Here is a 25,497-nt window from a genome sequence, read left to right as displayed (position 1 = left end):
TCCTTAGGCTTTACTATCTTTTGTGTTTTAACTTCTTCTTTAGCTTTAACCGTTTTTTGTACTTTCGCTACTTTCTTCGTTTTCTCTTCAGCTTTTTTTTCAACTGGGGCTGTACTTGATAGGAAAGAAACATTTGCATAGGCTGTTTTTCCTTTATACTCAAATTGCAGCCATCCGTCTTTTACTTGATGCGTTGATTCAATAACATCATCTTTTTTCAGTCTGCCAAGAATTTCTGATTCTGTATTCGCATCAGAACGAACATTTAACAAATTCGCTGTTACATGATACACATCTTTTGTAAACTCCGAACTAACAAACACTTCTTTACCGTTTAAATCAATTTTGGACCATCCATCTTCGGTATTTATTACTTTTAACTCTTGTCCCTCCTTTACTTTTTCGACAACTTTTGATTCCGTAGTCGGTTTTTCACGTACATTGAGTACATCTGCTGTTACGATCGTTTCTGCGATAGCAGTTGTGGTAAAAGCCCCCAATCCAAAAACAGTTGCTGTTGCTGCGCCAATTACTTTTTTCATATTAGCCTCCATTACGTTTTTTGTATTCTATGAAAAATTTCCATAAAATCAGGAAATTTCACAGTGTATCAAAACATTTGCAACAGTATATTATTACCGCTTAATATACTGTTTTTAAAACTTCCTACTTCAATATTATCAAATTCTCAATTCTAATTCTATACATTATCAATCTCCTCATCTTTTATAAACTTTTCATACTAAATAGTTGTCGCAATTCCCGCCAAAAATAAACTTACAATTGCTAAAAATTTTGTTCCGACTATAGCCCCTCTTAAATGAAACTTATAATCTTTATAACCCTTCATCCCTTCTGTACTAGGAATAACAACAAATCTCGGGGTAATCCAGCAAAAGATTAGCCAATCAATTATAAACAAATCTACTAAATTGAAAATCATTAAAATACCAAAAGTATGTAAATAGGCATCAACATATAATAATTTTTCATGTTTATGTAGTATATATGTAGAAACGACAGGCGTACCGAAAAGAATAGCATTATATGCAATATTAAAGTAGATTGTTTGCTTCTTTTCATAAATCGATTTTGGAAAAACTACCTTTTGAATATCTTTCGGATATTCAGTTAAAGAAAGACGGGGATTATAATATAAAGATCCTAAAATCATTACGGATAGTACAATAGACATAATGACACCAACGTACATCATTTGCTCAAATGGATTCATATGCTTCATTCACCCTTTTCTGCATTCACTCCATAGTGCACGCACTTAATTACACATTGTATGTACGTTACTAACCAAAAATTAATAATTACCTTTAATAATCTTTTATAATTGAAATTATGATTTACGTGTCATTAAACTTTTCTGAAGAACATTAAAAATTAGTTTGGAGAAGTTATTATGAAGAAACTATATTTTAATAAATTTGAACCAACAGATTTCAATTTATATTTCCAGCTCGTTTCAAATGAAGAAGTAATGGCGCAAATTACCGAACGCGCTATTCCGTTAGATGAAGCAAAAAATGACTTTACAAAGCTGCTAAAGTGCAATGAAAAACATCAACTATTCGGCTCTTATAAAGTATATGATTCTATTACAAATGAATATATTGGTCTTGGACATGTTACTGTAAACGAGGATAATATTAAAGAAGCTGAAATTGGTTATATGATTTTGCCAGAGCATTGGGGAAAAAGATATGGTAGCAGGATTGCAAAGGAATTAATGAATATTGCGAAACAGACAGATGTAAACGTACTAAAAGCAATAATCGATCCAAACAATATCCCTTCTCGCAAAATTTTAATAAATATAGGTTTTACATCTGAGAAAGTTTGTGAGATTGATGGATTGCCTGGGGAGATTTTGAGTAAATGCATATAACTATAATAAGGCCGTGCTCTATATGACGCACAGCCTTTTTCTTTATTGGAATAATCCTCTTCTTTTCTTCTCTATTAAGACTCTTCCCATATTAAAAATAAATGCGATAAAAAATATAATAGCCCCCATTAAAAATGCTAAATTATAACTACGAATAATTCCTTTCTTATATTCCTCCTTTAGTTGCTTGTAAATTTTTCGCTCTCCATCAGTTTTTAAGATGATTTGCTGTTTTTTATTTATCGCTTGCAATACTTGCCCCCTTTCTAAATTTGACAAATCACTTTTTTTAATCACAGTCACTACTTCCCTATTTATCTTCTCTTTTTCAACTAACAATTGATGATTCAGAAACATCACCAGTACCGCTACCCCGACAATACTTCCAACTGTTCTAGAAATATTACATATACTTGCAGCAACGCCTGAATTTTCAATCGGCACACTTAAAACTGCCGTTGTTGTATACGGTGCTAATGTGCAGCCAGTTCCAATCCCAACAATCATTAATCGCCAAATATAATCCCATGTTGTAAAGTTGGAATCTATTTGACTAAATAAATATGATGCTATGATAAATGCTAGTAGTCCTATACTACCTATTAATGAACTCCCCCGCTTTGCAGCAATTGATGTTACTATTGCTGTAACAAACATTGAAACAATCGCTAGCGTGCTAATTATTAAACCTGACTGTAATTCAGACATACCTTCTACTTGAACGAAATAAAAAGCAAGTATAAACAAAAAGTTCATTAATCCCATTCCAACAAAAAATAAAGAAAAATTTGAGATTGAAAACTCTTTATTTGTGAATAACTTTAATGGCAACATTGGATTTTCACTTTTCTTTTCAATGATAAAAAATAATATAAAACCTATGAGTGAGAGCATAAAAAGAAGTATTAAGCTTATCATGCTTAAATGATTTGTATTTATTTGTATGAGTGCATATACAAGTAAGCATAGTGCAGATGCAGAAGTAAACATACCTGCCCAATCTATTTTAGGGCTTGCAGCATGATCATAGGATTCCTTAATACAAAGAATCACGAAGATGAAAGATAATATACCAACTGGAACATTAATAAAAAACACCCAGCTCCAATTCAATTTGTCAGTTAAAACACCTCCAAGTGAAGGGCCAATTGCTGCTGCTAATCCCCCAAAAGCGCCCATGATGCCCCCTATCATACCTTGTTTCTCTTTCGGTACTAAATTAAGACCTAAAGGCATAGCAACTGGTACGATAACTGCAGCGCAAATTCCTTGTATTACCCTAAAGACAACTAGTGCCTGAAAAGAAGTAGCAATTCCACACAAGAGTGAGCTAGAAGAAAACCCAAATAAACCAATAATATACAGCTTCTTGCGACCAAACTGGTCCGCAAGACGTGCTGCAATTAACAAACACGATACAAAGGCAACATTATAACTATTAGCAACCCAAGAAATAGTATCAATTGAAGTATGAAATGTCTTTGTCATTTCTGGTAATGCGATATTCACAATATTTGAATCTAAAATTGCCATAAAAAAACCTGCAATTAAAGCTGTTAATGCAAATGTATTCCTCATTTCTGCCACCCTTATTCGCATTCTTTATTTAATATCCCATTCATAAATAAATTTACACACGTCTCTATATACTCTTCTAACTGAATTTCTTCTTCCGATATACTTACATTCATAATGTATAAAAACAGTTGTCCATAAAACATATTCGCTATAAGACGGCAATTACAAGCGGAAATGTGTCGCTTCTCTTCAAGTTGCTTTAAATATCTTTCTAAATGATCCACTAAATGTGAATTCAATTCATGTAGTAATGCTTTCATTTCACTATTTTGTCTTGATTCTATTAACGCAGCCCAAATGTAATTTAACTTTGGCAAATTGGTTTGAATATATGTTTCTGCTACTTTCGTAAGGTCCTTATGTAAATCACCAGTAAATTGCTCTTCTATTTCCTCTAACAAAGCCACTGGTGTCGTCCGTAAAATAATACTCTCTCTAAAAAGATTTTCCTTATTTTTGAAATTACGGAATATCGTTAACTCGCTTACCCCCGCTTTTTCTGCCACTTCACGAATTGTTGTCGCTGTATACCCCTTTTCCCCAAATAATAACGTAGCAGCTTCCATAACTTTTTCTCGTGCTGTTAATTTCCCCATCTTTATTCCTCCATTCAATATGTAAGTAAGTAATTACTAACATATTATCACAAAAGAAAAATGAAAGTAACTAGTTACTTTCATTTTTTCTGGAATTTCATTACATCTTCAACTACTACTAGAAATATCCCCTCAAATTCTTCTATGGATAAAAAACGTTTGCAAAAGCTTTTCACAGCTAATATTAATGTTGACAATCTAGAGCCCACTATAATTATTTTCTTATAGTTGGGAATGAAATTGCTACTCGAGGGTATATTTCAAGTATTTTTATAAGGATAAATAAATCAGTAAACTACCTTACTTTACATTGTGATACACCTGTTATCAAAGGGAAAAAATAGGTTCTGTTGCAATGGATGTGAAGAAATGCATCGTTGCAACAAGTAAATTTACCGACTTTATTATTTTAACAGGGAAGCCCTACTCATCTTAACCAAGTAAAGTTGGGGATATTTCAATCTCAATCTACAATTTAAGTTTTTTATGAAATTCATTGAAAACATACAAGTAACCATCGTCTCATAGAAAGTTGACTGTTTCTGGTTACCATTATTCATTATCTAAAAGAATGATTGCGTTATTAATAACATTTCCTACTATACAATAGAAAACATCATATACACTCCAACAACGAAGAATACGGCAAGTGTCTTTATTATCGTAATACCGAAAATCTCTTTATAAGCTTCCCGGTGCGTTAATCCTGTAACTGCAAGTAAAGTTATAACTGCTCCGTTATGAGGTAAAGTATCCATACCTCCTGCCGCCATTGCAATTACACGATGCAGCACATCTAACGGAATATCAAAGTTCACTGCCGCTTCAATATATTTTTCTGCCATTAAACCTAATGTAATACTCATTCCACCCGAGCCTGATCCCGTCAGTCCGCACAATATATTCGTCATGACCGCTCCACTAATTAAAGGATTTGAGAAAGTCCCCGTTAAATAGTTTTGAATCATGACAAATCCAGGTAAAGCTGCTATAACGGCACCAAACCCATATTCAGCTGCGGTATTCATGGCAGCTAAGATTGAACCACTTACGCCCACGCTTGTAATAGATTGAAAATGTTCTTTTACTGCTTGGAAATTTAATAAAATAGCAGACAATATACCGATAAGTAGTGCCATTTCCACAGACCAAATCCCCACGACTTGTCCCATATCAATTGTTCCGTACTCCTTCAAACCTATAGATGCAAAATCAAATCCCTTTGTATACCAAACAGGGATGAATGCTGTAAAGACTTTATTCATTACGCCAACCAGCATAAGCGGAAGGAAAGCTATCCAGTAACTAACTGGAATTACATCGCTTGAAGCAATCGGATTTTGCACCAATTGTGCACTAGTTGTGGCAGCCATCTCAGAAGTAGCACCGCCTTTTCCGAAGTACCCCTCTCCCTTAGCAGCAGCCTTCTTCCTACACCTTTCCAAATACAACATACCACATATGAAGATAAACAGTGCTCCGATAATTCCTAATGTAGGAGCGGCATAAATATCTGTTTTAAAGAACGTAGTTGGAATAACATTTTGGATTTGAGGCGATCCAGGAAGTGAATCCATCGAAAACGTAAATGCGCTGAATGCGATTGTCGCTGGAATGAGACGTTTCGGAATATTTGCCTCGCGAAATAATTGCGCCGCAAATGGATAAATCGCAAATACTGCCACAAATAAACTGACACCACTGTATGTAAGAATCGCTCCCATTAATACGATGGAAAGAATTGCTCTTTTCACGCCTATAAAATGGATAATAATTTTCGCGATTTTTTCTGCTATTCCAGTGATTTCTACCACTTTACCGAATATCGCTCCAAGCAAAAATACAGGAAAATATAATTTTATAAATCCGACCATTTTCGCCATAAAAACATTAGAAAAGAACGGTAAAACATTCGCTGGTTCTGTTAAAAATACAGCGAGCAACGCACATAACGGAGCGAATAAAATGACTGAGAATCCTCGGTAAGCTACAAAAATGAGTAAGCCAAGCGATAACAATACAATCAATAAATCCATAACCCCAATCCCCCTCCATAATATGGATTTTTCAACTTTGTATCCTTTTCTGTTTGTATATATTGTGGTAATGCCTGTCAGAGCAGGCATTACTTTTTGCATATTATAGTTATAGCTTTTTATTTATGATGAAAGATTGGTGCCCTCTTTTCTATAAAAGCCTCCACTCCCTCTTTTACATCACTCGTTTGAAACACATGTCCAAAATTTTCAGCTTCTATTTTTAATCCGTCCTCAAGAGAAGAAGTTATCCCTTTATCGATAGATTGCTTCATCAAAGATAATGCAGGAAGAGAAAACCGAGCTATTTTCAATGCTAGTTCCTTCGCCTTATTCAGCGATTCGCCACGCGGAACAACATGATTCACCAAACCAACTCTCCATGCTACTTCAGCAGTGAGTGGTTCACCAGTAAACATCATTTCCTTTGCACTTGCAGTTCCGATTAATCGAGGTAAACGTTGCGTTCCTCCCGCACCTGGAAACAAGCCTAATTTTACTTCCGGAAGCCCGATTTGGGTGTGTTCTTCAATAATCCGTAAATCACACGATAAAGCTAATTCACACCCGCCCCCAAGCGCTAGTCCGTTAATAGCAGCAATTACAGGCTTCGGCAATCTTTCAATTTTATTTAACGGGTTCTGAAGCCACAATGATTTTTCCTCCGCGTATTCACTTCCTTTCCCAATCCATTCCGGAAACGACTTAATGTCCCCTCCTGCAACAAAGGCCTTTCCACCAGCGCCAGTTAGAAGTACAACAATTACTTCATCGTCCCGTTCAATTTCATCGACCGCTACCGTCAGTTGCTCTACCACAGCACCGCTTAGTACATTTACAGGAGGATTATCAATGATAATCGTTGCGATTCCATTTTCTTTGGACCATGTAACAACTCGCTTATTTTCCAATCCATTCCCTTCTTTCTAATATGATATGAGGTAAAATCAGCACATCAACTCGTTCTTTTAATTACATAACCGACCCGTTCACGATCCCAAGCACCGCCGATTCCTTCCTCCTGCAGCTTGAATTTTTGAATCCGTTCCGTCGCGGTTTTTGGGAAAGTTTCACTGAACTGAACATATCTAGGTACCATAAAGTAAGCCATACGTTCTTGACACCAATCTATAATCTCTTCATGGGACATCGTTTCATCTTTCTTTACAATCACATATAATTTGACATCCTCTTCTCCCACTTCTGACGGGACACCGATGGCCGCTGATTCAAGTATTTTTGGATGATTATTCACAACTTTTTCGATTTCCCAAGAGGAGATATTTTCACCACGCCTCCTGATACACTGTTTGATTCGATCGCAAAAGTATAGATAACCTTCCTCATCTAGATAACCTCGATCTCCTGTATGGAACCATCCTTCCTTCATTGCCTCCTCTGTTTTATCAAGCATTTTATAATAACCTTCCATGAATGCTTGTCTCTGTAAGGAACGAATAAAAATCTCTCCAATTTCACCAGTCCGTACCTCATTTCCATCTTCATTGACAATCTTCGTCTCTACGTAAGAATATGGTTTTCCTATAGAAGGTGGCTTGTTGGAATGAATTGGATTCGTTACACAAAAACCAGTCGTTTCCGTTAATCCGTAACCTTCCACAATCCGGACGCCAAATCGCTCCTCAAACGGCTTCCAAAACTCCTTAGGCGTAGCAGCGCAAGCCGTCACCCTTACTAAATTGTCATTATCGTTTTCCTTTTCTGGCTGCTTGTAAAGAATAGGAATCATAGATCCTAAAGAATTAAAAATGGTTGCGCCATGACTGCGAATTTCACTCCAAAATCTAGAAGCACTAAACCGTTTACCAAGAGCGATCGTCGCATTAGAAGAAATAGCCCCAAGTACTGTATGAGCCTGGGCGTTTATATGAAATAACGGAAGCGCTGTAAATAAGACATCTTTTGAACTTGCACCAACCATATAGTTGGCAAATGACTGCGCAGAATTTACATAGGCAGAATGACTTAACATGACTCCTTTAGGTAATCCAGTTGTTCCAGAGGTATATAGGATACTGTTAATAGAAGTGGAAGAAACAAATTCGTTTGGAAGGTGATGGTTATTTGTATGTAGTACATCTTTCAATTCGATTACTGACCGCTCCTTACCATCGCCTTTAATGAACACGCTTTCATTTCTTCCGTAAGCAACAATTTGAATGTCCCTTTGTATACATGACAAACAAGAAGCAATTTGAGGAACAAACTCCTTATCAACAATAATTAACTTACAATCAGAATGGGCTACAATATACTGCAAGCCTTCTCCTTTTAAATGCACATTCAGAGGTACCGCAATTGCTCCCATGAAAGATAAAGCAAACCAAACATCCAGATATTCAGGAGTGTTATGAAGCATAATACAAACCTTGTCTCCTTTTTGAATACCGAGCTCACAAAATCCTGCTATGGCTCTTGCAATTCGATGATAAAGCTCCTCATATGTAATCCTTTGTTCTTCAAATTGTAAATACACTTTACTAGGTGTTTTTTCGATACTTTGCATAATAAAATGCGGTAAACTTTGATTTTTCAACATTGAATTCCATCCCCTTCCTGCTAAAATCCTTTTTATTTATATAGCAAGAAGCATGCCAAAAATCGACTCATTCCCTATTCACTTATTCCTTCGTACTCTCCCTTACTTGTCTAATTTCACATGTCGCATTTACGCTACAAATATTAGCAACCATGTCGCATATATAAGAAAATGTCGCAAAAGAGAGACAATATTTATTGCTACAAACAAAAAAAGGGCCTGTTTGCCCTTTGCTTTCCTTCATGACATTTCATATTTTTCTATTTTTCTATATAAGCTGGCCCGATGAATTCCTAAAAGCTCGGCTGCCCCTTTTATATTTCCAGCTGTTTTTTCCAAAGCTCTCGTAATTGCACGTTTTTCAGCAGCTTCCACTTCCGCCTGCAGTAAATAACTCACCTCATGCTTATCTTGGTCCATTGTAAATGTTTCATGATTTAACTCTTCTTCCAAATCTTTTTTCCGTAAATAGGCAGGAAGATGATGCACTTGAATAATCATTTCTTCTATAACATTCATCGCTCGTTCTAACACATTCTCTAGCTCTCTAATATTCCCTGGCCAATCATGTTCCATGAATATGTCTCTTACTCTCTTATCCAATGAAAGAACATTACTACCTAGCTCACCATTCAATTTCTTAATTAAAAATTCCGTTATATGTATCATATCTTCTTTTCTCTCTCGCAACGGAGGAATATCAATCTCAAACACATTCAACCTATAATATAAATCCTCCCTAAATTCCCCTCTTTGCACCATTTCACGGAGATTTCGATGTGTCGCCGCAATGAAACGGACATCAACCTTTTGAATTTTCGTACCTCCAATTCTTTCAATCTCTTTCTCTTGCAATACACGAAGTAACTTCACCTGCATATCCAAAGACATATCACCAATTTCATCTAAAAACAACGTTCCCTTATCGGCTAATTCAATCTTCCCAGGCTTACCGCCTTTTTTCGCTCCTGTAAAAGCCCCTTCTTCGTATCCAAACAATTCAGCCTCCAAAAGCTCCCTTGGAATCGCAGCACAATTCAAACGAATAAATGTACCATTTGCACGTGGACTTGCACGATGTACCGCATGCGCAAAGAGCTCTTTTCCTGTACCACTTTCTCCTCTTATCAAAACGGTAGACCGACTTTTAGAAACCTTTAAAGCCATCATTTTGACTTCTTTCATTTTTTCACTCTCTCCTATAATGCTTTGAAAGGAAAGTCGCCCTTCTTGCAGCCGCTGTAATTCAGTTTGATAGTAAGATAGCTTTGATTCCATTTCACTAATTTGGTCTCCCAAAGCTTTAAACTGCTGTATATCATGAAACATAATTTTACCAATTGCTCCAATAATCTTACCTTCCTTTATGATAGGTATGCGCGTTGCGATTATATTCCGATTACTTATACGCTGGATATGCCCAATTTCCATCTGTCCCGTCTTTACGATAATATGCATCCTCGTATTCTCAACAACCTCCGTACAATGCTTTCCAATCGCTTTCTTCGGATCATCAATCCCTAAAAATTGTGCATAAGAACCACTTAAAAAATTAACAATTCCTTGTTCATTTACCCCTAGAATGCACTCAGACAGTAAATGTAAGGCACTTTCATATCGACTTATGATGCTTTCCAAAGACTGTATACTTTTCCCCTTACTTTCCAGAATGGCAATTGATCCGTATTCTGTCTCATTCTGATATACACGGGATTCATTCACAATTAAAACTTGGTTTCCACTCCTGCATTCATACCTGTACAAACTATCACTTTGATTCACTACTAACTTCTTCCGATCAGGAATAATCGTTGATATATGCTGACCTATTATTTCATTTTCTTTTTTATGTAACATGCTACAGAATAGTTTGTTGCTATATGTGATGATTCCATCATGACTTATAACAGCAATTCCATTATTCATTACCTGAAGAGCCTGACTAGTTACCTGCAAATTCATTCGTTCATCCATATGCATTTGGAAGCCCCCCTATCCAATTGTGCTCATTCTCGCATGTATTATATATTCATTTTAAATATTTACTTTCCCTTGGTTTTTCCGTTTGAAGTTATAAATTCTTAAACTAGTAATATAGCTCATTAACCAGTGGCTTCTTTTTTTGGCACTAGCAAGAGTTTTATAATCTACTTTCTTTAGCTTCTTTTGAGAGAAGATTATTTCATGGGCTATTTGCAACATGCAGCAAGGACATGTTTAACACTTACATTGGATACATAAAGCAAGTTTAATAAAAATAAAAAACAGTTGACGGATTACCTTCTGTCAACTGTTTTTATTACGAATATTGGTGACGAAACCCGTAATTGTTAGGTTTCCTTTAGCATAAAGTTCGGTCTCCAATTTTCCAACTAAACCATCTCCCATGCCCTTCTGTTTCCCCAACCGTTTCACGATATTCGTTTCCGTTAATATAATAATCAATATGAAGGTCCCGGTCCCACATGTTGTTATACAGGTGGAATACATCACGTTTTGCACCGATTTCTTTCACTTGTTTTTCTAATTTATGTTTTACTTGTTCAGGTATTTGATTTGCGACGTGTGTATGGAAAATACAGATTACAGCATTTTCACTTATTTGTTCAATAATAGATGGCAATAGCTCCACACCGTCTCCTTCTATTAATTGAACAGATTCATTTTTCACTAAAGATGCTGCTTGGTCAAACATTTCAAGTCTTTCTTTATGTTCTGGCCAAATGAGTGCACGTAGCCATAAATAATCTTCATCACTATGTAAATCATTTACATGTAAATCTAGTCCTATTCTTTCTGCGACAGATGGACTTTCTTTTAGAAAATGAGGCACATTCTCTCCTCTTATTTCAGAAATTAAATGTACATTTGAATTTATATTTCCGTATGTTTCATCTGTTCCGTACGAATAGCTATATTGGTCCCAGAACAGTTGTAACCCAGAACTTGTCCCAATTTCAATTAACGCTAATGGCTTTTTCACTTTATTAAATATGTAACAGAAACTTGGGTATAAGTACGCACATCGCCTTACTTCATTCGTTTGAACAAGTTTTGTTTGTAACAAAGTAATGATTTCTTCTCGGAACGTTTTACAGAAATCTTTAAATTGATCAAAAGCTTGATCTAAATTTGTATTCGTATTTTCAACTAAACTACTATAATACGTTTTTAAATGATGTTCTTTCCCTGCTAGTAATAAATAATGTACGGCGCCTAATAATAAGTTTGGGACTGGTTGGCCTACTTGAGCGTAGGAAGATAGTGTAAGTACTTCCTCATCTTCAGCAATTTTTATTGATAAGTATTCATATAAGTCACTTGACCCTTTACATTCCTTTATTGAAAAATTTCGAAATAAGTTTGCGATTTGTTCTTGTGTACGCATTGGTATCCCTCCTTTTCATTTTACAGAATAATCATACTATTAACAGGAGTAAAATTCCATAAAAAGGTATCCTTTCTACCCATTCTACGATACGTAAGCTTTTTCGAGATAATTTCAAACTGTAATTTTTTTCTATTTATCACCTTAAAAGAGCTTGTTAAATAAGATTTTTGGCGAATAAAACGTTAAATAGTTTAAAATTATCAGATAACACTAGATATTTTAGTCTATTAATTATTATAATAGAGTATGAGATGGTTATATAATTGAGACAAAAAAGGTATACACCTAGGTGGGGCCTAGGCGGTGTTTTCAATTTACGGCTTAGATATAAAAAAACACCTACTCTTTTTTGCCAATATAGGGGATGGAGAGATTATCATGAGCAACATGCAGCAAAAAACAGACGTTATCTTAATTGGTGCAGGAATTATGAGTGCAACGTTAGGCTCATTACTAAAAGAATTAGCACCTGAATGGGAAATTAAAGTTTTTGAAAAACTCGCAAGTGCCGGGGAAGAAAGCTCTAATGAATGGAATAATGCAGGTACAGGGCATTCTGCGCTATGCGAACTGAACTATACTTCCGAAAAATCTGACGGATCTATAGATATTAGTAAGGCTGTAAAAGTGAATGAGCAATTCCAGCTTTCAAGACAATTTTGGGCATATCTTGTAAAAAGCAAATTAATTCGTAATCCACAAGATTTTATTATGCCTCTACCTCATATGAGTTTAGTACAAGGCGAAAAAAATGTTGAGTTTCTAAAAAACCGTTTTGAAGCGCTTTCAAAAAATCCACTGTTTCAAGGAATGGAATTTTCCGATGCTCCTGAAACATTAAAAAAATGGCTTCCACTCATTATGGAAGGACGTACACCTAACGAACCAATGGCTGCAACGAAGATTGACTCTGGAACAGACGTTAACTTCGGTGCATTAACTCGTATGTTGTTTGATTACTTACAAACGAAAAATGTCGAGCTAAACTACAAACATAGTGTCGAAAATATTAAACGTACGAAGAATGGTTTGTGGGAAGTGAAAGTACACGATATGAATAGTGGTAAAATTGAGCATCATACTGCAAAATTCGTCTTTATCGGTGGCGGTGGCGGTAGTCTACCTCTACTACAAAAGACTGGCATTCCTGAATCAAAACATATCGGTGGATTCCCAGTAAGCGGACTATTTATGGTATGTAAAAACCAAAAAGTTGTAGAGCAACATCATGCGAAAGTTTACGGTAAAGCTAAAGTTGGCGCTCCGCCAATGTCTGTACCTCACCTTGATACGAGATATATAGACAATAAAAAAGCTTTACTATTTGGACCGTTCGCAGGATTCTCACCTAAATTCTTAAAGACTGGCTCAAATCTTGACTTAATTGGTTCTGTAAAACCAAATAACGTCTTAACGATGTTAGCTGCTGGTGTAAAAGAAATGGGACTAACAAAATACTTAATTCAGCAAGTTATGTTATCACATGAAAAACGTATGGAAGAATTACGCGAATTCATTCCGAACGCGAAAAGTGAAGATTGGGATATTGTAGTTGCTGGGCAACGTGTGCAAGTAATTAAAGACACTGATGCTGGCGGTAAAGGTACACTTCAATTCGGTACCGAAGTTGTTAGTGCGGCTGATGGATCAATCGCTGCATTACTAGGTGCATCACCAGGTGCTTCTACTGCTGTTCACGTCATGCTTGAAGTATTAGAAAAATGTTTCCCAAGCCGCATGGTAGAATGGGAAGGAAAAATAAAAGAAATGATCCCTTCTTACGGCATTTCACTAACTGAAAATCCAAGATTGTTCCAAGATCTTCACACTTCTACTGGTCGTACGCTTGGATTAAATGAAAAAGAAACAGTTCATAATTAATGAAGGAACAAAAAAACGTCCGATATATTCGGACGTTTTTTTGTTCCTAAAAATTATATTTATCAATATTCTCTTTCGTAAATACAACCCGCTCTGGTAATACGATAATTCCATTTCCTTCTGCTTCATAATCATAACCTTGGATAGAATTTGGCTCTACTTTCACTTTTCCAATTCCTTTTACTTCAAAGCTATCCCCTACTTTTAACTTCTTCCCTTTTACAACGATTTCATTTGCTACATAAGTTGCGAGTGCACCTTGTTGTTTTACATCCCATAATCCAAATTGCGCTACTGTTCCTTGTTTTACGTAATCACGCATAACGTTAGGTGTCGAAAACCCTGTTACGACTACCTTTTTATCCATTTTTAAGTTTTCAGCTGCTTGTGCCATCGCTGGTAGTGCCGTTGCATCTGGACATATGACTGCATTAATATCCGGATATGTTTTTAATATATTCTCCCCTACGGATAAAGATTTTTGCGCATTATTTTCACCGTACTGCGTCGTTACAATTTCCCAGTTCGGATATTTCTTTTTAATAATTTCTTTCGCTTTCGTTACCCACTGATTTTGATCCGTTACTGTTGGGCTAGAATAAAAGAAGGCTACTTTTCCTTTATCTCCAATTTGCTTTGAAGTCATTTCAATTAATAAGTTAGCAAGTTGGTCTGGTGTACCTTGGCTTATATAAAATGAACGGTCTTTCGGATTCACATCAGAGTCCCACGTTAACACCGTCATCCCTTTTTTCTTAGCACGTTGCAATGATTGTGATAGTCCATCTACTGAAGTAGAAGAGACCATAAGTGCATCATAGTTTTGGTTAATAAAATTGTTTATATATTTCACTTGGCCTGATACGCTTGCTTCAGACGGTCCATCATATTTCACTTGTACGCCTAGTTTATCTCCCATCTCTTTTGCTCCTTCACCGCCCGATGTAAAAAAGCCAACTCCAGTTAATTTCGGAATGAATGCAAATTTCACATCATCTGCCTTCTTCTTATCTGCCGTTTGACTAGAGCAAGCAATTAAACCGATTATACAAATGCATACTATTAATAGAATCCCCAGTTTTCTCTTCATGACATTTCCCCCTTATGCAAGTTCTTTCTTTTCCCCATTGTAAATTGATGTAATTTGAAATGTCTCATAATAACTGAAAGAATAAGAATAATACCAATAACTACGTTAGATTGTTCATTTGTTAAACCCGTCATTTGCAAGCCATACTGCATTAGCCCTATAAAAATACTCGCCAGTACAGTACCGATAATGCTTCCTTTTCCCCCTGTAATAAGTGTCCCGCCTAATACGACTGCAGTAATGATTGGTAAAATCGTTTCACTTCCCATATCAGCACGTGCGGAACCGAAATATGCAGTTAAGAAAGCGCCCCCTAATCCACCTCCTAACCCGGAAAGTATGTAAGCGATAATGACTACTTTTTTCGTTTTGATCCCAGTGTATTTTGCTGTATTTTCGTTCGAACCTGTTAATTTTACGTGGCGCCCATATATAGTACGGTGAAATAATATAGTACATAAAACTGTTAATACGATCAGAATCCATAATAAATTCGGTATTCCTATAAAACTACCGTTTGCAAGTTGTACAAATGCGTCAGGTAAACCACTTATCCCTTCATATCCAGAAGCACCTGCCCCTCCTGAAATGACGAGTGCAATTCCGCCGTATAAAAACATCGTTCCGAGTGTAACGACAAGTGGCTCTACGTCTGTCATTTTTATAATGATTCCGTTTAAAGCTCCTGCTAAACAGCTGATTATAAGAGCTAATATGACCGCTAGCAAAATAGGTATTCCATTCATCCAAAGTACACCAATTATAATCGAAGTTAACCCCATAATAGATCCTACAGAAACGTCTATTCCTCCTGTTACAATAACGAAAGTCATTGGTATCGCCGCGATTGCTATAAATAGAAAATCATTTGTACTAAAAAGGAGATTACTAATATTTAAGAAATCACTACTTATAAAACTAAAGAGAATGAATTCTATAAGAAGTAATACAATTAGAACGCCTTCCCATCTGTACAAATACTTCATAGATTCATCCTCCTTTCCGCCTTCCACTTTTTCATAACACTATCTAACATAACGATTACTAATAATAAAAACCCTGAAATAGCATTATTCCAAAACGCAGGTATTTTTAAAAAGACAAGTGAACTACTAATCGCCTCTAAAAATACTGCTCCTAATGCAGCTCCAACTATAGAACCCGTTCCCCCTTTTAAATGAATTCCCCCTAGTACCGCAGCTGCGATAACCTGTAGTTCTATCCCGGTTCCTGTTTGATTTGGAACGAACCCGATATTCAAAACAAATATGCAACCAGCGAGCGCAGCGCTTATACCCGATATAATAAACGCATATATCTTTACTTTATTAACAGGTATACCAATGAGTCTCGCGCCATCTTCATTATCACCTACCGCATAAAAGTATCTTCCGAATGGCACTTTCCTTAAAAAGAAGTATAGTAGTAGTAAAATAATAAGAACAAGCCATACAATTATCGGCAAACCAAGTATGACGATAGATGACAGTTGCTTAAAATCGTTTGGTATATCTTCAATCCACTTTCCGCCTGTGAAAATTAACATCGCACCTCTAATGACCCCTAACATACCTAATGTCATGATAATAGCTGGTACCCGAAACTTTGCAACGCCAATCCCGTTTGCGAACCCGATAATAGCGCCAAGTAAAATAGCAGCTGTAATAGACAAGAATGCATTATATCCATCCGATAACAACATCCCGCAAACCGCTGCGCTTAATCCCATAATTGAACCAACTGATACGTCTATATTTTTCGTAAATAAGACGAACGATTGGCCAATTGCTAGCACGACTAAAATAACGCTTGATTTCATCATTAAAGATAACGAGTTAAGCTGAACGAAACTTGGATTTATCATTCCGACAATGGCAATGTAAATTAGTAATAACAGTATGATAGAGGTTTCGTGCATTTTATACATACGTTTCATTCCGTTACACCTCCGTATGCTAGACGTGTAACTTCTTCTACATGTATTTGTTCTTTCTCCAGATGAGAAACAAATTGTCCATTTCGCATTACATATACACGGTTTACTAATTGAACAATTTCTTCAATATCTGAAGAGATTAATAATATTGCGAGTCCTTCCCTTTTCATTTTTTCTATCGTTTCATATACTTCAAGCCTTGCTTTCGCATCAATTCCGCGAGTCGGTTCATCAAGAATAATAATTTTCGGATTACACGCAAGATATTTTGCAAGCACGACTTTTTGCTGATTACCTCCTGATAAAGATGCTAGTACTTCATCCATGCTTCGTGCAACAATTCGAAACTGTTCTATATACGACTTCACTAAAGCGCTTTCTTTTTCTTGGTTAATGAAAAAACGACTATTTTGATGTAAACTTGCTGCAGTCATATTTTCTTTAACCGATGCAATTGAAAAAATACCATTTCTTACTCTATCCTCTGGCACATAAACTAGTCCTTCGCTTAGTCTTTTATGCAAAGAGTATGAATCAATTGATTTTCCTTCTAATAAAATAGAACCTGATTTTATAGGTTTCAATCCAAATATCGCTTCTGCTAATTCAGTTCTGCCTGATCCAACAATGCCAGCAATACCTACAATCTCACCAGTATGTACAGTGAATGAAATGTTTTCGAATGCGTGACTCGTTACATCAGTTGCTTCTAATATTTTTTTCGTTTCTTTTGACTCTCGCACTATTTCTCTTTTCTCTTCTTGTTTATACCCTTTTGGCAATAATCCCTCCATCAACATGTCATATGTAAAGTCACATACATCCCCTTTGCTTACAATCATTCCATCTCGTAATATCGCCACTTTATTTGCAATTTCAAAAATTTCTGGAAAGCGATGCGTAATATATATCATCCCAATTCCTTTTTCTTGCAAACTTTTCATCAGCACAAAAAGACTCTTCATTTCGTGAGTTGTTAATGTCGATGTTGGCTCATCTAAAATAAGAATCTCGGCTTCTCTTATTAACCCTCTAACGATTTCTACTAATTGTTGCTGCGCAATGGATAGTGATCCTCCCAGTTCTTTAAGGTCAATCCCCCATCCTAAACTGTCAATCAATTGCTTGATTTTTACTTTTAATTCCTTTTTCTTTCCTTTTAGTCCGATACATATATTTTCTTCAATGGTCATATGCGGAAAAATGAGTGGTTCTTGTGGTATTAAGTAAATCCCTTCTCGGTGGGCTTCTTTCGGATTTGCAAACTGTTTCCTCATTCCTTTTACATACATTTCTCCACAATCATACGAATATAACCCCGTTAATATTTTCATTAATGTTGATTTTCCAGCGCCATTTCCCCCAACTAAAGCGTATATATCACCACGCTCTACTTGTAAGTCCACTTCTTTTAGCACAAGTTGATTTAAAAACGCCTTACTCATTTTCTTTACATGTAATAAAGGTACGTTCTTCACATGATGTCACCTGCCTTTATCCAGAACATTTTTTGAGAAAATGATTATTTGTTCTACTTGTTTTGTAGCATTGTATATTCCTTTTTTCATATCTAGAACACTTTTTTCACCAGACTAATAATCGTTTCAACTGGAATAAACAAAATATGTAGCACATATGTTTAAGCAGTGGTCAATTGTTGAAAGGGATGAAGAGTATGACACAGCTAAACTTTGAAGAGAATTTATTAACTAAAGTAGCTTGGTACTATTATAAAGATCAATTAACACAACAGGAGATCGCTTCACTTCTTCATATTTCAAGAAATAAAGTCGTCCGGTTATTAGATAAGGCGCGCAGTGAAGGTATCGTTACATTTCACGTAAAAGGTACTGGTTTGCACTGTTTGAGCATTGAACGTGACCTAATGAAAAATTTCCACTTAAAAGATGCTTTCATTATCCCTACTCCAATAGACAATTATGCCGCCTCACTCGGAAAAGCTGCTGCACAATATTTAGAGACTCAGCTCCAGCAAGGCGATTTACTCGGCATTGGATGGGGCGAAACGATTAGCAAAATGCTAGAAAACATTCATTTTGAAAGTTCTATTAATCTTTCAATCGTAACGCTAACAGGCGGAGTAAATCACTATCTCCCGAGAAAACAAAACTATTTTCACTACATGCAAGGCGATTTTCACATTATCCCTACGCCGTTTTTAGCATCTACAACCGAAATGGCACAAAGTATTCTATCAGAACCGAGTGTAAAAGATATGCTTCATGTCGCTTCACTTGCTCATACAGCAGTTGTTGGTATTGGCGGGCTATCCCAAGACGCAACTATTGTAAAAGAAGAAAAATTAACGCTACGTGAAATGACATATATTCGTAGCCAACACGGCGCTGGTGATATTTTAGGACAGTTTTATAATACGAATGGTGATTTATTACATCTTCCGCATCACAACCGCCTAATTGGTACGCCACTCTCTATCCTTCGCAAAATGAAGCATGTCGTTGGTGTTGCTGGAGGTATAGAAAAGATAGATGCAATATATGGTGCCTTAAAAGGAAAGTTCATTCATACATTAATTACCGATGAGGAAACGGCCCTCTCCTTATTACGAAAGGATGGTGATTGTTAATGTCTCATTTATTAGCTTTTGATGCTGGTACAGGAAGCATTCGAGCTGTTCTTTTTGATTTACTAGGTAATCAAATTGCGGTCAGTCAAAAAGAATGGGTTCATAAAACGGATCCTCGCTATCCAGGCTCTATGAATTTTGATGTAAAAGAAAACTGGCAACTTGTACAACAATGCACGAAAGAAGTTTTACAAAGAAGTAATGTCTCTCCCTCTTCTATTCAAGCTATTAGCGCTACTAGTATGCGAGAAGGTTTTGTTTTATATGATAAAGATGGGCAAGAAATTTGGGCTTGTGCAAATGTTGATGGGCGCGCATCTGCCGAAGTTAGTGAGCTAAAAGAAATTCGGTCGCATCTTGAAGAAGATTTATATACTAGATCAGGCCAAACTTTTTCATTAGGTGCTTTACCCCGCCTACTTTGGATTAAAAAACATGAACCAGACGTCTATAATGCTATTCACTCTTTTACGATGTTAAACGATTGGATTTTATATAAATTAAGCGGCGTGCTGCAAATCGATCCCTCAAACGGATGTACGTCCGGTATTTTTGACTTACAAAATAGAGTATGGGATAACGATATCGCTATAGATTGCGGTCTAACTTTGACATTTTCACCAAAAGTAAATGAAGCTGGTACCGTTATCGGCAATGTTACAAAAGAGTGTGCAGCATTCACTGGATTACGTGAAGGAATTCCTGTCGTTGCCGGGGGCGGAGATGCACAAATGGCCTCACTTGGAACAGGAGTCGTGAAACCTAATCAAACGTTAATATGCGGAGGTAGTTTTTGGCAACAAGAAGTGAATGTTACAGAACCGCTAACAGATCCATATGCTGCAATTCGCGTAAATTGTCACGTCGTACCTAACCTGTGGCAATATGAAACGATTGCCTTTTTTCCAGGGCTTGTTATGCGCTGGTTTCGAGACGCTTTTTGCCAAGAGGAAAAGAAACTTGCTGACAAGCTCGGTGTAGATGCTTATGCATTATTAGAAGAACAAGCGAAAGACGTACCTGTCGGCTCACATGGTATTATCCCTACTTTTTCAAACGTAATGAACTACATTTCTTGGCGTCATGCCGCACCTTCTTTTTTAAATTTAAGTTTAGATGCTGACAAATGCGGAAAAAAAGAACTGTTCCGTGCTATTGAAGAAAATGCTGCCTTCGTTACACTTGGTAACTTAAAATTAATAGAAAATCTCACAGGAACATTCCCTTCTGAAGTCGTGTTTGCTGGCGGTGCCGCTAAAGGAAAACTATGGCCACAAATTCTATCAGACGTACTCGGTATCCCTGTAAAAGTACCAGTTGTGAAAGAAGCAGCTGCTTTAGGAACTGCTATTGCTGCCGGAGTTGGTGCTGGCATATATTCATCTATGGCAGAAACTGCCGAACAGTTTGTACAGTGGGAGCACACATTCGAACCAATTACTGAAAATCACGAACTATATAAAGAATTCTATGAAACATGGAAAACTGTATATGACAGTCAGCTCGCTTTAGCTGATAAAGGGCTCACCTCACATATGTGGATTGCGCCTGGTGCACTGTAACAGATTACATAAAGTAAAACTTTAATCAGTGGGGGATTTTGTTCCTCCCCCACTGATTATTAGTTGAACCAATCGGGCTTTTACGGGCAGTTGATCTCCCCCTATCTTCTTTGCTCCAGCTAAATTTTGAGATGGGAGTTTTACTGCCCGTTAATGCGGGATAAAGGAGTGAAATGTATGTTAAAAGCGAATGAAAATGATTTCTCCTATCGCTTCGGTGATAACGGGCCGAAATATTTAATACAAGGTCCGAATATTGATCTTGGTCTTGTTGTCATTCAGCCTGGGCAGGAGTTTCAAAATCACTATCATACGACGTGCGAAGAAGTCTTTTATGCATTAGAAGGTGAAATTGATTTCTATGTGAATAACGAAAGGGTTCCGATTAAACAAGGCGATGTATTGCAAGTTCGCCCTCATGAATCTCACTATCTTATTAACCATTCTGACAAACCTTTTAAAGCAGTTTTTATTAAGTCACCACATTTACCAAATAAAGATACAGTACAAACGGAAAATCCAACATTAACGAAGGAGTGATTTCACATGACTTGGGGATTTAAAAATCGATTAAATACAATTTTACCTGATGGCAGAGCGGTTATGTTAGCGATAGATCACGGCTACTTTTTAGGACCAATTCACGGCCTAGAACAACCACTTGAGACCGTTAAAAACTTACTTCCTTATACGGATTCCCTCTTTTTGACACGTGGTGTACTTAGCTCTTGTATTCCTGAAAACTGCAGCACACCGATGGTTATGCGTGTTTCAGGCGGAGCTACTGTCGTCGGTAAAGATTTAGCGAATGAAACAATTGTTACACCTGTAAAAGAAGCAGTAAAACAAAATGCAATTGGCGTCGGCGTTTCAGTTTTCGTCGGATCCGACTATGAAACACAAACAGTTTCAAATCTCGCAAATGTAGTTTCAGAAGCTCACGATTACGGTCTGCCAGTACTCGGCATTACCGCTGTTGCGAAAGAATTACAAAAACGTGAAGCTCGCTTTCTAGCTCTCGCTTCCCGCGTTTGTGTTGAAATGGGAGCTGACATTATTAAAACGTATTACTGCGAAGGATTCGAAAAAATTACAAGCACTTGTCCTGCCCCAGTCGTCATCGCTGGCGGACCAAAACTAGATTCAATTGAAGACGCATTAAACATTACGTACAATGCACTGCAAGAAGGCGCAATTGGCGTAGATATGGGCCGGAACATATGGCAATCTGAACATCCTGCTGCGATGATTCAAGCGATTCATGGTATCGTGAAGAATGGATTAAATGTAAAAGAGGCACTCCAATTATACGAAGATGTAAAAAATTAAAATAAACGACAGACTATTACACTTAAATATATACAAAATCAATACTTACTATAAGAAAAAGCCTCTATGTTAGATTACTAAGTAACCTAACATAGAGGCTTTCTTTTACATTTTTTGTTCCGAATTTGGTCAGATTTCTACAGATCTCGTACATTCCAAACAATCTCACCGCGCTCCCCCCACGTACTGTGATGCCGATGAAACCCTATCTTTTCTAATACCCGGAAAGACGCCGTATTCCAAGCGCCTACAGTTGACCAAAGTCTATGGCGACCCGTAGCAATCGCAGCCTCTAGCACTGCTGATGCTGCCTCTGTCGCATAACCCTTGCGATGAGCACTTTGGAACAATTCGTATGCAATTTCCGGCTCTTCAAGCGTGGAACGACCGATAATTAAGCCACAGTATCCGATGAAATCCCCTTCTTCTCGCCTACGAATAGTAAGAAGAGAAATTCCATTTTCAGTTGCTTTCTTGCGCATCTCAATAAGAGCGTTACGAACAGAATCAACAGTTGGCATGTCCACACCACGTTCACCAATTAATTTTCTAAGCCAGACTGCATCGGATTCCTCCCACATATTCAGATCGAGTCGTTCTGTTTTCAGCTGGAACGCCATATCTTTAAAAACAGCTGTCATAGCCGTAACCTCCTATTCATATCACTGCACTACTTATAATAGTTTCGTACTTTACCATATGGAAAACCTGCTTCATTCTCTAAATTTTCTTGCATCAGCATACAAAATTGTTATTTTATACATAAGCAATTCCGCTGCTAAATAGACCTACCTTGTTATCAAACTTCATTTTAAATCTATAATATTTGATTTATGAATGATTTTAAATTTACAATTAATATTTATATTAAAAAATGTTTCGCCCTTTCTTTTTTGTTAAAATAAAGAAAAGGAGGAATGATTATGAAACGGATGACTTTTGAACGCCCTACTGATTATTACGATGAACGATTGTATACTATCGATGAAAAAATTTGTGAACTATTAAAAGAACGGAAAGAACTTTCAGGTGATGACCCAGGTTTTCCACATGACGAAGCGATTTATAAATGGGCAAAGCAATACGGATTTTATCCAGACTATCTAAATTCACTATTCTCTTCCATAATGGACGAAGGTGAATTTAAACCTCGTGTCGAACCAACTACATTCAAAAAACATATACCTGTTTTTAAAACGTATGAACATAAAGGTATTATGTATACCGTAACTTTTATTCGGCAATACGCAAATGCTAGTGTAGTTTATTTATATAGCGATTGGGATTCCACTGATGAAATTTTTAATGAAAATAAGCCTCATAGTTTCTTCCAATTATCAATAGATGATACATATGACTGCTGGTCAGAAGGTGGCGGTGGCACTGATGGACATTTTAGTCATCATTTCGTTATATCTCCTGCCCTTCCTGATAATTTGTCTGGAATAAGCTTACGATTTAAAGAACTCAATATGCCGTTTCGGAAGGATCAAGCTGTGTTTGAATTTGAAATTAAGATAGATTAATAAAGAAGTTATCTCACAATTCATATACTTGACTAAAATTCACTTGTTTTTTATTTTTTATGTCCCTTAAAAAAACATATACAATAATCAAACCCCTTTCCAAACTGGATAAGGGGCTATATTTACACCTTCAAACAATTACTCTTGTTGATTGCTATTGAACTTTCTTACCATCTTTATAGTCAAGGCAGGACACTTCAATTAACAATCCATTAAACATTGAAAAATAAAAACCATAACTACTCCCTCTCATAGAATACGGTGCCTTTTCTATTTCAATGCCGCCAGCTACTAATCGATTATATGCTTGATCAACTTCATTTGAACTATCCACTAAAAAACCAATATGAAAAGCTTCAGGATACATAACTTCCTTATTTCCCTTAAATGCTTTTGGATCGCTTAGCACAAGTATAAATCCACTCTCGTCACTCATCACTACTAGTGCCTTTCCCTTTTGCTCTAAAAATTGAAAATCAAAAAATGTTTCAAAGAAATGTCTCGCTTCTGATAAATTATCAACACATAGATTCAAATGATTTAACTTCATTCACTCATCTCCTATTAAACAGAAGGTATATAGACTCATATTGATAACACCTAAATATGTAAGACATGATACTCAAGTGTTCCGTTTAAGACTATGTTTTATAGTCTAATACTTTTTTCTATAGCCTAGAACGTTTTTTAATATGAATGCAATTACATGAACGATTCGACGTGAAATATTAATGTACCTATATATAATAGCCACATTATTTACTTTTCAAATTGTGTAAAACCCACTCAATCAAGAAGATTGCTGAAGAGATACGCTCTGTCGTATCACCTAAAAATAATTTATGAAGTAATGCCTCCAAATGGATTGGTTTATTAGGCAACACTTGAATATACCTTAAAACAGATCCAGCTGGCGGTGTAGGTTTGTTATTAATAGCCCATATCCCTTCTATCAATGTCCAAGTTGACGTATGAACTATGTATGAAGCCTTTAGCTCATCATGTGCTTTCAAAGCAGACTGAATTTTAATGAGCGAACTATGCAACCAATGAGAAATACCTTTCACTTTGTCGCTAGAAACACGATAGTTTTCAAATTCATATGTAGCTATTTCCTTTAACTTTTTTAACTCACCGCTTTTATCAAATAAAATTTCCCCTTCTAAAAATGAGTATAGTTCCATCGGATTGTTTTTAAAGTTTACTTGTATTTGATTAACATCTGCATACTTATATTCAACTAAAATTTCCTCTCTCGTTTCAGAATGAAACTTCTTTTTTTGTCCGTCTTCTAAAAGAATATATAAGTCTAAATCCGAATCAGGATATGCATCACCTCTTGCGACAGATCCGATAAGCATACATCCAGTTACCTTATCTATTGATAAGATTTCAGCTACTATTGTTTGCACTAATTTTTTATGTTGTTCATGTTTAATAGATGTTTGTGTTTCTAACATTTATAACCTCCAAACATTTTCTTCACTTCATTTACCTCCATTTA

General features: G+C 36.4%; 23 protein-coding genes. 7 read left to right on the top strand and 16 right to left on the bottom strand.

Annotated elements, in window-relative coordinates:
* Together AC3WTA_RS00200 and AC3WTA_RS00195 are read right to left on the bottom strand one after the other, a co-directional pair.
* Positions 1-542: SH3 domain-containing protein (locus tag AC3WTA_RS00200; RefSeq protein ID WP_492332768.1), on the bottom strand; the 542-nt coding region annotated here is incomplete at its 3' end.
* A gap of 200 nt (positions 543-742) precedes the next feature.
* Positions 743-1,234 carry a hypothetical protein gene (locus AC3WTA_RS00195; RefSeq protein ID WP_001067769.1) on the bottom strand — a complete coding sequence of 164 codons (492 nt, stop codon included), beginning with the start codon at positions 1,232-1,234 and terminating at the stop codon, positions 743-745.
* A gap of 180 nt (positions 1,235-1,414) precedes the next feature.
* Here AC3WTA_RS00195 and AC3WTA_RS00190 point away from each other — a divergent pair, with 180 nt between their 5' ends.
* Positions 1,415-1,900 carry a GNAT family N-acetyltransferase gene (locus AC3WTA_RS00190; RefSeq protein WP_000737810.1) on the top strand — a complete coding sequence of 162 codons (486 nt, stop codon included), beginning with the start codon at positions 1,415-1,417 and terminating at the stop codon, positions 1,898-1,900.
* Between the two features lie 42 nt (positions 1,901-1,942).
* Here AC3WTA_RS00190 and AC3WTA_RS00185 read toward each other — a convergent pair whose 3' ends face one another.
* The 7 genes from AC3WTA_RS00185 to AC3WTA_RS00155 form a co-directional block, all read right to left on the bottom strand.
* On the bottom strand, positions 1,943-3,478 hold the full coding sequence (locus AC3WTA_RS00185; RefSeq protein WP_001246243.1) for an MFS transporter: 1,536 nt from the start codon (positions 3,476-3,478) through the stop codon (positions 1,943-1,945).
* A gap of 11 nt (positions 3,479-3,489) precedes the next feature.
* A complete protein-coding gene (locus AC3WTA_RS00180; protein ID WP_000517410.1) occupies positions 3,490-4,074 on the bottom strand; it encodes a TetR/AcrR family transcriptional regulator in 585 nt (194 codons plus the stop codon).
* Positions 4,075-4,673: 599 nt separating this feature from the next.
* Entirely contained in the window at positions 4,674-6,110 is a 1,437-nt protein-coding gene (locus AC3WTA_RS00175; RefSeq protein ID WP_000364901.1) for a GntP family permease, read from the bottom strand.
* Between the two features lie 119 nt (positions 6,111-6,229).
* Positions 6,230-7,021, bottom strand: coding sequence for an enoyl-CoA hydratase (locus AC3WTA_RS00170; protein WP_000428760.1), 792 nt, complete (start codon positions 7,019-7,021; stop codon positions 6,230-6,232).
* Between the two features lie 44 nt (positions 7,022-7,065).
* Positions 7,066-8,670: an ATP-dependent acyl-CoA ligase gene (locus tag AC3WTA_RS00165; protein ID WP_000916935.1), complete on the bottom strand. Its 1,605-nt coding sequence runs from the start codon at positions 8,668-8,670 to the stop codon at positions 7,066-7,068.
* Positions 8,671-8,910: 240 nt separating this feature from the next.
* Positions 8,911-10,650 carry a sigma-54-dependent Fis family transcriptional regulator gene (locus AC3WTA_RS00160; protein WP_000550895.1) on the bottom strand — a complete coding sequence of 580 codons (1,740 nt, stop codon included), beginning with the start codon at positions 10,648-10,650 and terminating at the stop codon, positions 8,911-8,913.
* A gap of 361 nt (positions 10,651-11,011) precedes the next feature.
* Positions 11,012-12,058, bottom strand: a complete 1,047-nt coding sequence (locus tag AC3WTA_RS00155; protein ID WP_098631934.1) for a DUF2332 domain-containing protein — start codon at positions 12,056-12,058, stop codon at positions 11,012-11,014.
* A gap of 381 nt (positions 12,059-12,439) precedes the next feature.
* On the opposite strand from AC3WTA_RS00155, the gene AC3WTA_RS00150 reads away from it, so the two are divergent.
* Positions 12,440-13,942 carry a malate:quinone oxidoreductase gene (locus tag AC3WTA_RS00150; protein ID WP_000069157.1) on the top strand — a complete coding sequence of 501 codons (1,503 nt, stop codon included), beginning with the start codon at positions 12,440-12,442 and terminating at the stop codon, positions 13,940-13,942.
* A 46-nt stretch (positions 13,943-13,988) separates the two neighbouring features.
* Here AC3WTA_RS00150 and lsrB read toward each other — a convergent pair whose 3' ends face one another.
* The 4 genes from lsrB to AC3WTA_RS00130 are packed head-to-tail and all read right to left on the bottom strand — an operon-like array spanning position 13,989 to position 18,446.
* A complete protein-coding gene (lsrB, locus tag AC3WTA_RS00145; RefSeq protein ID WP_000823626.1) occupies positions 13,989-15,032 on the bottom strand; it encodes an autoinducer 2 ABC transporter substrate-binding protein LsrB in 1,044 nt (347 codons plus the stop codon).
* Positions 15,029-16,018: an ABC transporter permease gene (locus AC3WTA_RS00140; protein ID WP_000876511.1), complete on the bottom strand. Its 990-nt coding sequence runs from the start codon at positions 16,016-16,018 to the stop codon at positions 15,029-15,031. The genes lsrB and AC3WTA_RS00140 overlap by 4 nt, the downstream gene beginning before the upstream one ends.
* On the bottom strand, positions 16,015-16,968 hold the full coding sequence (locus AC3WTA_RS00135; protein WP_000827674.1) for an ABC transporter permease subunit: 954 nt from the start codon (positions 16,966-16,968) through the stop codon (positions 16,015-16,017). The genes AC3WTA_RS00140 and AC3WTA_RS00135 overlap by 4 nt, the downstream gene beginning before the upstream one ends.
* Positions 16,965-18,446 (bottom strand): sugar ABC transporter ATP-binding protein, encoded by a 1,482-nt coding sequence (locus AC3WTA_RS00130; RefSeq protein WP_000800273.1) that lies wholly within the window; start codon positions 18,444-18,446, stop codon positions 16,965-16,967. Before AC3WTA_RS00130 ends, AC3WTA_RS00135 begins: the two co-directional genes overlap by 4 nt.
* Positions 18,447-18,643: 197 nt before the next feature.
* Here AC3WTA_RS00130 and AC3WTA_RS00125 point away from each other — a divergent pair, with 197 nt between their 5' ends.
* The 4 genes from AC3WTA_RS00125 to lsrF all read left to right on the top strand — a co-directional run bounded on the left by AC3WTA_RS00125 (position 18,644) and on the right by lsrF (position 22,467).
* Positions 18,644-19,576 (top strand): sugar-binding transcriptional regulator, encoded by a 933-nt coding sequence (locus tag AC3WTA_RS00125; protein WP_000192723.1) that lies wholly within the window; start codon positions 18,644-18,646, stop codon positions 19,574-19,576.
* Positions 19,576-21,138, top strand: coding sequence for an autoinducer-2 kinase (gene lsrK, locus AC3WTA_RS00120; RefSeq protein WP_000018824.1), 1,563 nt, complete (start codon positions 19,576-19,578; stop codon positions 21,136-21,138). The genes AC3WTA_RS00125 and lsrK overlap by 1 nt, the downstream gene beginning before the upstream one ends.
* 177 nt (positions 21,139-21,315) lie before the next feature.
* Positions 21,316-21,678, top strand: coding sequence for a cupin domain-containing protein (locus AC3WTA_RS00115; protein ID WP_000909986.1), 363 nt, complete (start codon positions 21,316-21,318; stop codon positions 21,676-21,678).
* 6 nt (positions 21,679-21,684) lie between these two features.
* Entirely contained in the window at positions 21,685-22,467 is a 783-nt protein-coding gene (gene lsrF, locus AC3WTA_RS00110; RefSeq protein WP_000219778.1) for a 3-hydroxy-5-phosphonooxypentane-2,4-dione thiolase, read from the top strand.
* Positions 22,468-22,604: 137 nt separating this feature from the next.
* Here the strand turns inward: lsrF and AC3WTA_RS00105 are convergent, their stop codons facing one another.
* On the bottom strand, positions 22,605-23,108 hold the full coding sequence (locus AC3WTA_RS00105) for a GNAT family N-acetyltransferase (RefSeq protein WP_000127643.1): 504 nt from the start codon (positions 23,106-23,108) through the stop codon (positions 22,605-22,607).
* Between the two features lie 282 nt (positions 23,109-23,390).
* On the opposite strand from AC3WTA_RS00105, the gene AC3WTA_RS00100 reads away from it, so the two are divergent.
* Positions 23,391-23,993: a chorismate mutase family protein gene (locus tag AC3WTA_RS00100; protein ID WP_000827655.1), complete on the top strand. Its 603-nt coding sequence runs from the start codon at positions 23,391-23,393 to the stop codon at positions 23,991-23,993.
* A 154-nt stretch (positions 23,994-24,147) separates the two neighbouring features.
* Here the strand turns inward: AC3WTA_RS00100 and AC3WTA_RS00095 are convergent, their stop codons facing one another.
* Together AC3WTA_RS00095 and AC3WTA_RS00090 are read right to left on the bottom strand one after the other, a co-directional pair.
* Positions 24,148-24,543 (bottom strand): VOC family protein, encoded by a 396-nt coding sequence (locus AC3WTA_RS00095; protein WP_000773092.1) that lies wholly within the window; start codon positions 24,541-24,543, stop codon positions 24,148-24,150.
* A gap of 205 nt (positions 24,544-24,748) precedes the next feature.
* On the bottom strand, positions 24,749-25,453 hold the full coding sequence (locus AC3WTA_RS00090) for a nucleotidyltransferase domain-containing protein (RefSeq protein WP_000894819.1): 705 nt from the start codon (positions 25,451-25,453) through the stop codon (positions 24,749-24,751).
* Positions 25,454-25,497: the final 44 nt, after the last annotated feature.

Source organism: Bacillus sp. EB106-07-01-XG149, from assembly GCF_058791555.1.
The sequence above is the reverse complement of the archived record's forward strand: the minus strand, read 5'-3'. Positions and strand labels throughout refer to the sequence as shown.

Excerpts from the sequence above, each read along its gene's own strand:
- AC3WTA_RS00195 (WP_001067769.1), bottom strand. The coding sequence starts at position 1,234 with ATGAATCCATTTGAGCAAATGATGTACGTTGGTGTCATTATGTCTATT.
- AC3WTA_RS00190 (WP_000737810.1), top strand. The coding sequence starts at position 1,415 with ATGAAGAAACTATATTTTAATAAATTTGAACCAACAGATTTCAATTTA.
- AC3WTA_RS00185 (WP_001246243.1), bottom strand. The coding sequence starts at position 3,478 with ATGAGGAATACATTTGCATTAACAGCTTTAATTGCAGGTTTTTTTATG.
- AC3WTA_RS00180 (WP_000517410.1), bottom strand. The coding sequence starts at position 4,074 with ATGGGGAAATTAACAGCACGAGAAAAAGTTATGGAAGCTGCTACGTTA.
- AC3WTA_RS00175 (WP_000364901.1), bottom strand. The coding sequence starts at position 6,110 with ATGGATTTATTGATTGTATTGTTATCGCTTGGCTTACTCATTTTTGTA.
- AC3WTA_RS00165 (WP_000916935.1), bottom strand. The coding sequence starts at position 8,670 with ATGTTGAAAAATCAAAGTTTACCGCATTTTATTATGCAAAGTATCGAA.
- AC3WTA_RS00160 (WP_000550895.1), bottom strand. The coding sequence starts at position 10,650 with ATGCATATGGATGAACGAATGAATTTGCAGGTAACTAGTCAGGCTCTT.
- AC3WTA_RS00155 (WP_098631934.1), bottom strand. The coding sequence starts at position 12,058 with ATGCGTACACAAGAACAAATCGCAAACTTATTTCGAAATTTTTCAATA.
- AC3WTA_RS00150 (WP_000069157.1), top strand. The coding sequence starts at position 12,440 with ATGAGCAACATGCAGCAAAAAACAGACGTTATCTTAATTGGTGCAGGA.
- lsrB (WP_000823626.1), bottom strand. The coding sequence starts at position 15,032 with ATGAAGAGAAAACTGGGGATTCTATTAATAGTATGCATTTGTATAATC.
- AC3WTA_RS00140 (WP_000876511.1), bottom strand. The coding sequence starts at position 16,018 with ATGAAGTATTTGTACAGATGGGAAGGCGTTCTAATTGTATTACTTCTT.
- AC3WTA_RS00135 (WP_000827674.1), bottom strand. The coding sequence starts at position 16,968 with ATGAAACGTATGTATAAAATGCACGAAACCTCTATCATACTGTTATTA.
- AC3WTA_RS00125 (WP_000192723.1), top strand. The coding sequence starts at position 18,644 with ATGACACAGCTAAACTTTGAAGAGAATTTATTAACTAAAGTAGCTTGG.
- lsrK (WP_000018824.1), top strand. The coding sequence starts at position 19,576 with ATGTCTCATTTATTAGCTTTTGATGCTGGTACAGGAAGCATTCGAGCT.
- AC3WTA_RS00115 (WP_000909986.1), top strand. The coding sequence starts at position 21,316 with ATGTTAAAAGCGAATGAAAATGATTTCTCCTATCGCTTCGGTGATAAC.
- lsrF (WP_000219778.1), top strand. The coding sequence starts at position 21,685 with ATGACTTGGGGATTTAAAAATCGATTAAATACAATTTTACCTGATGGC.
- AC3WTA_RS00105 (WP_000127643.1), bottom strand. The coding sequence starts at position 23,108 with ATGACAGCTGTTTTTAAAGATATGGCGTTCCAGCTGAAAACAGAACGA.
- AC3WTA_RS00100 (WP_000827655.1), top strand. The coding sequence starts at position 23,391 with ATGAAACGGATGACTTTTGAACGCCCTACTGATTATTACGATGAACGA.
- AC3WTA_RS00095 (WP_000773092.1), bottom strand. The coding sequence starts at position 24,543 with ATGAAGTTAAATCATTTGAATCTATGTGTTGATAATTTATCAGAAGCG.
- AC3WTA_RS00090 (WP_000894819.1), bottom strand. The coding sequence starts at position 25,453 with ATGTTAGAAACACAAACATCTATTAAACATGAACAACATAAAAAATTA.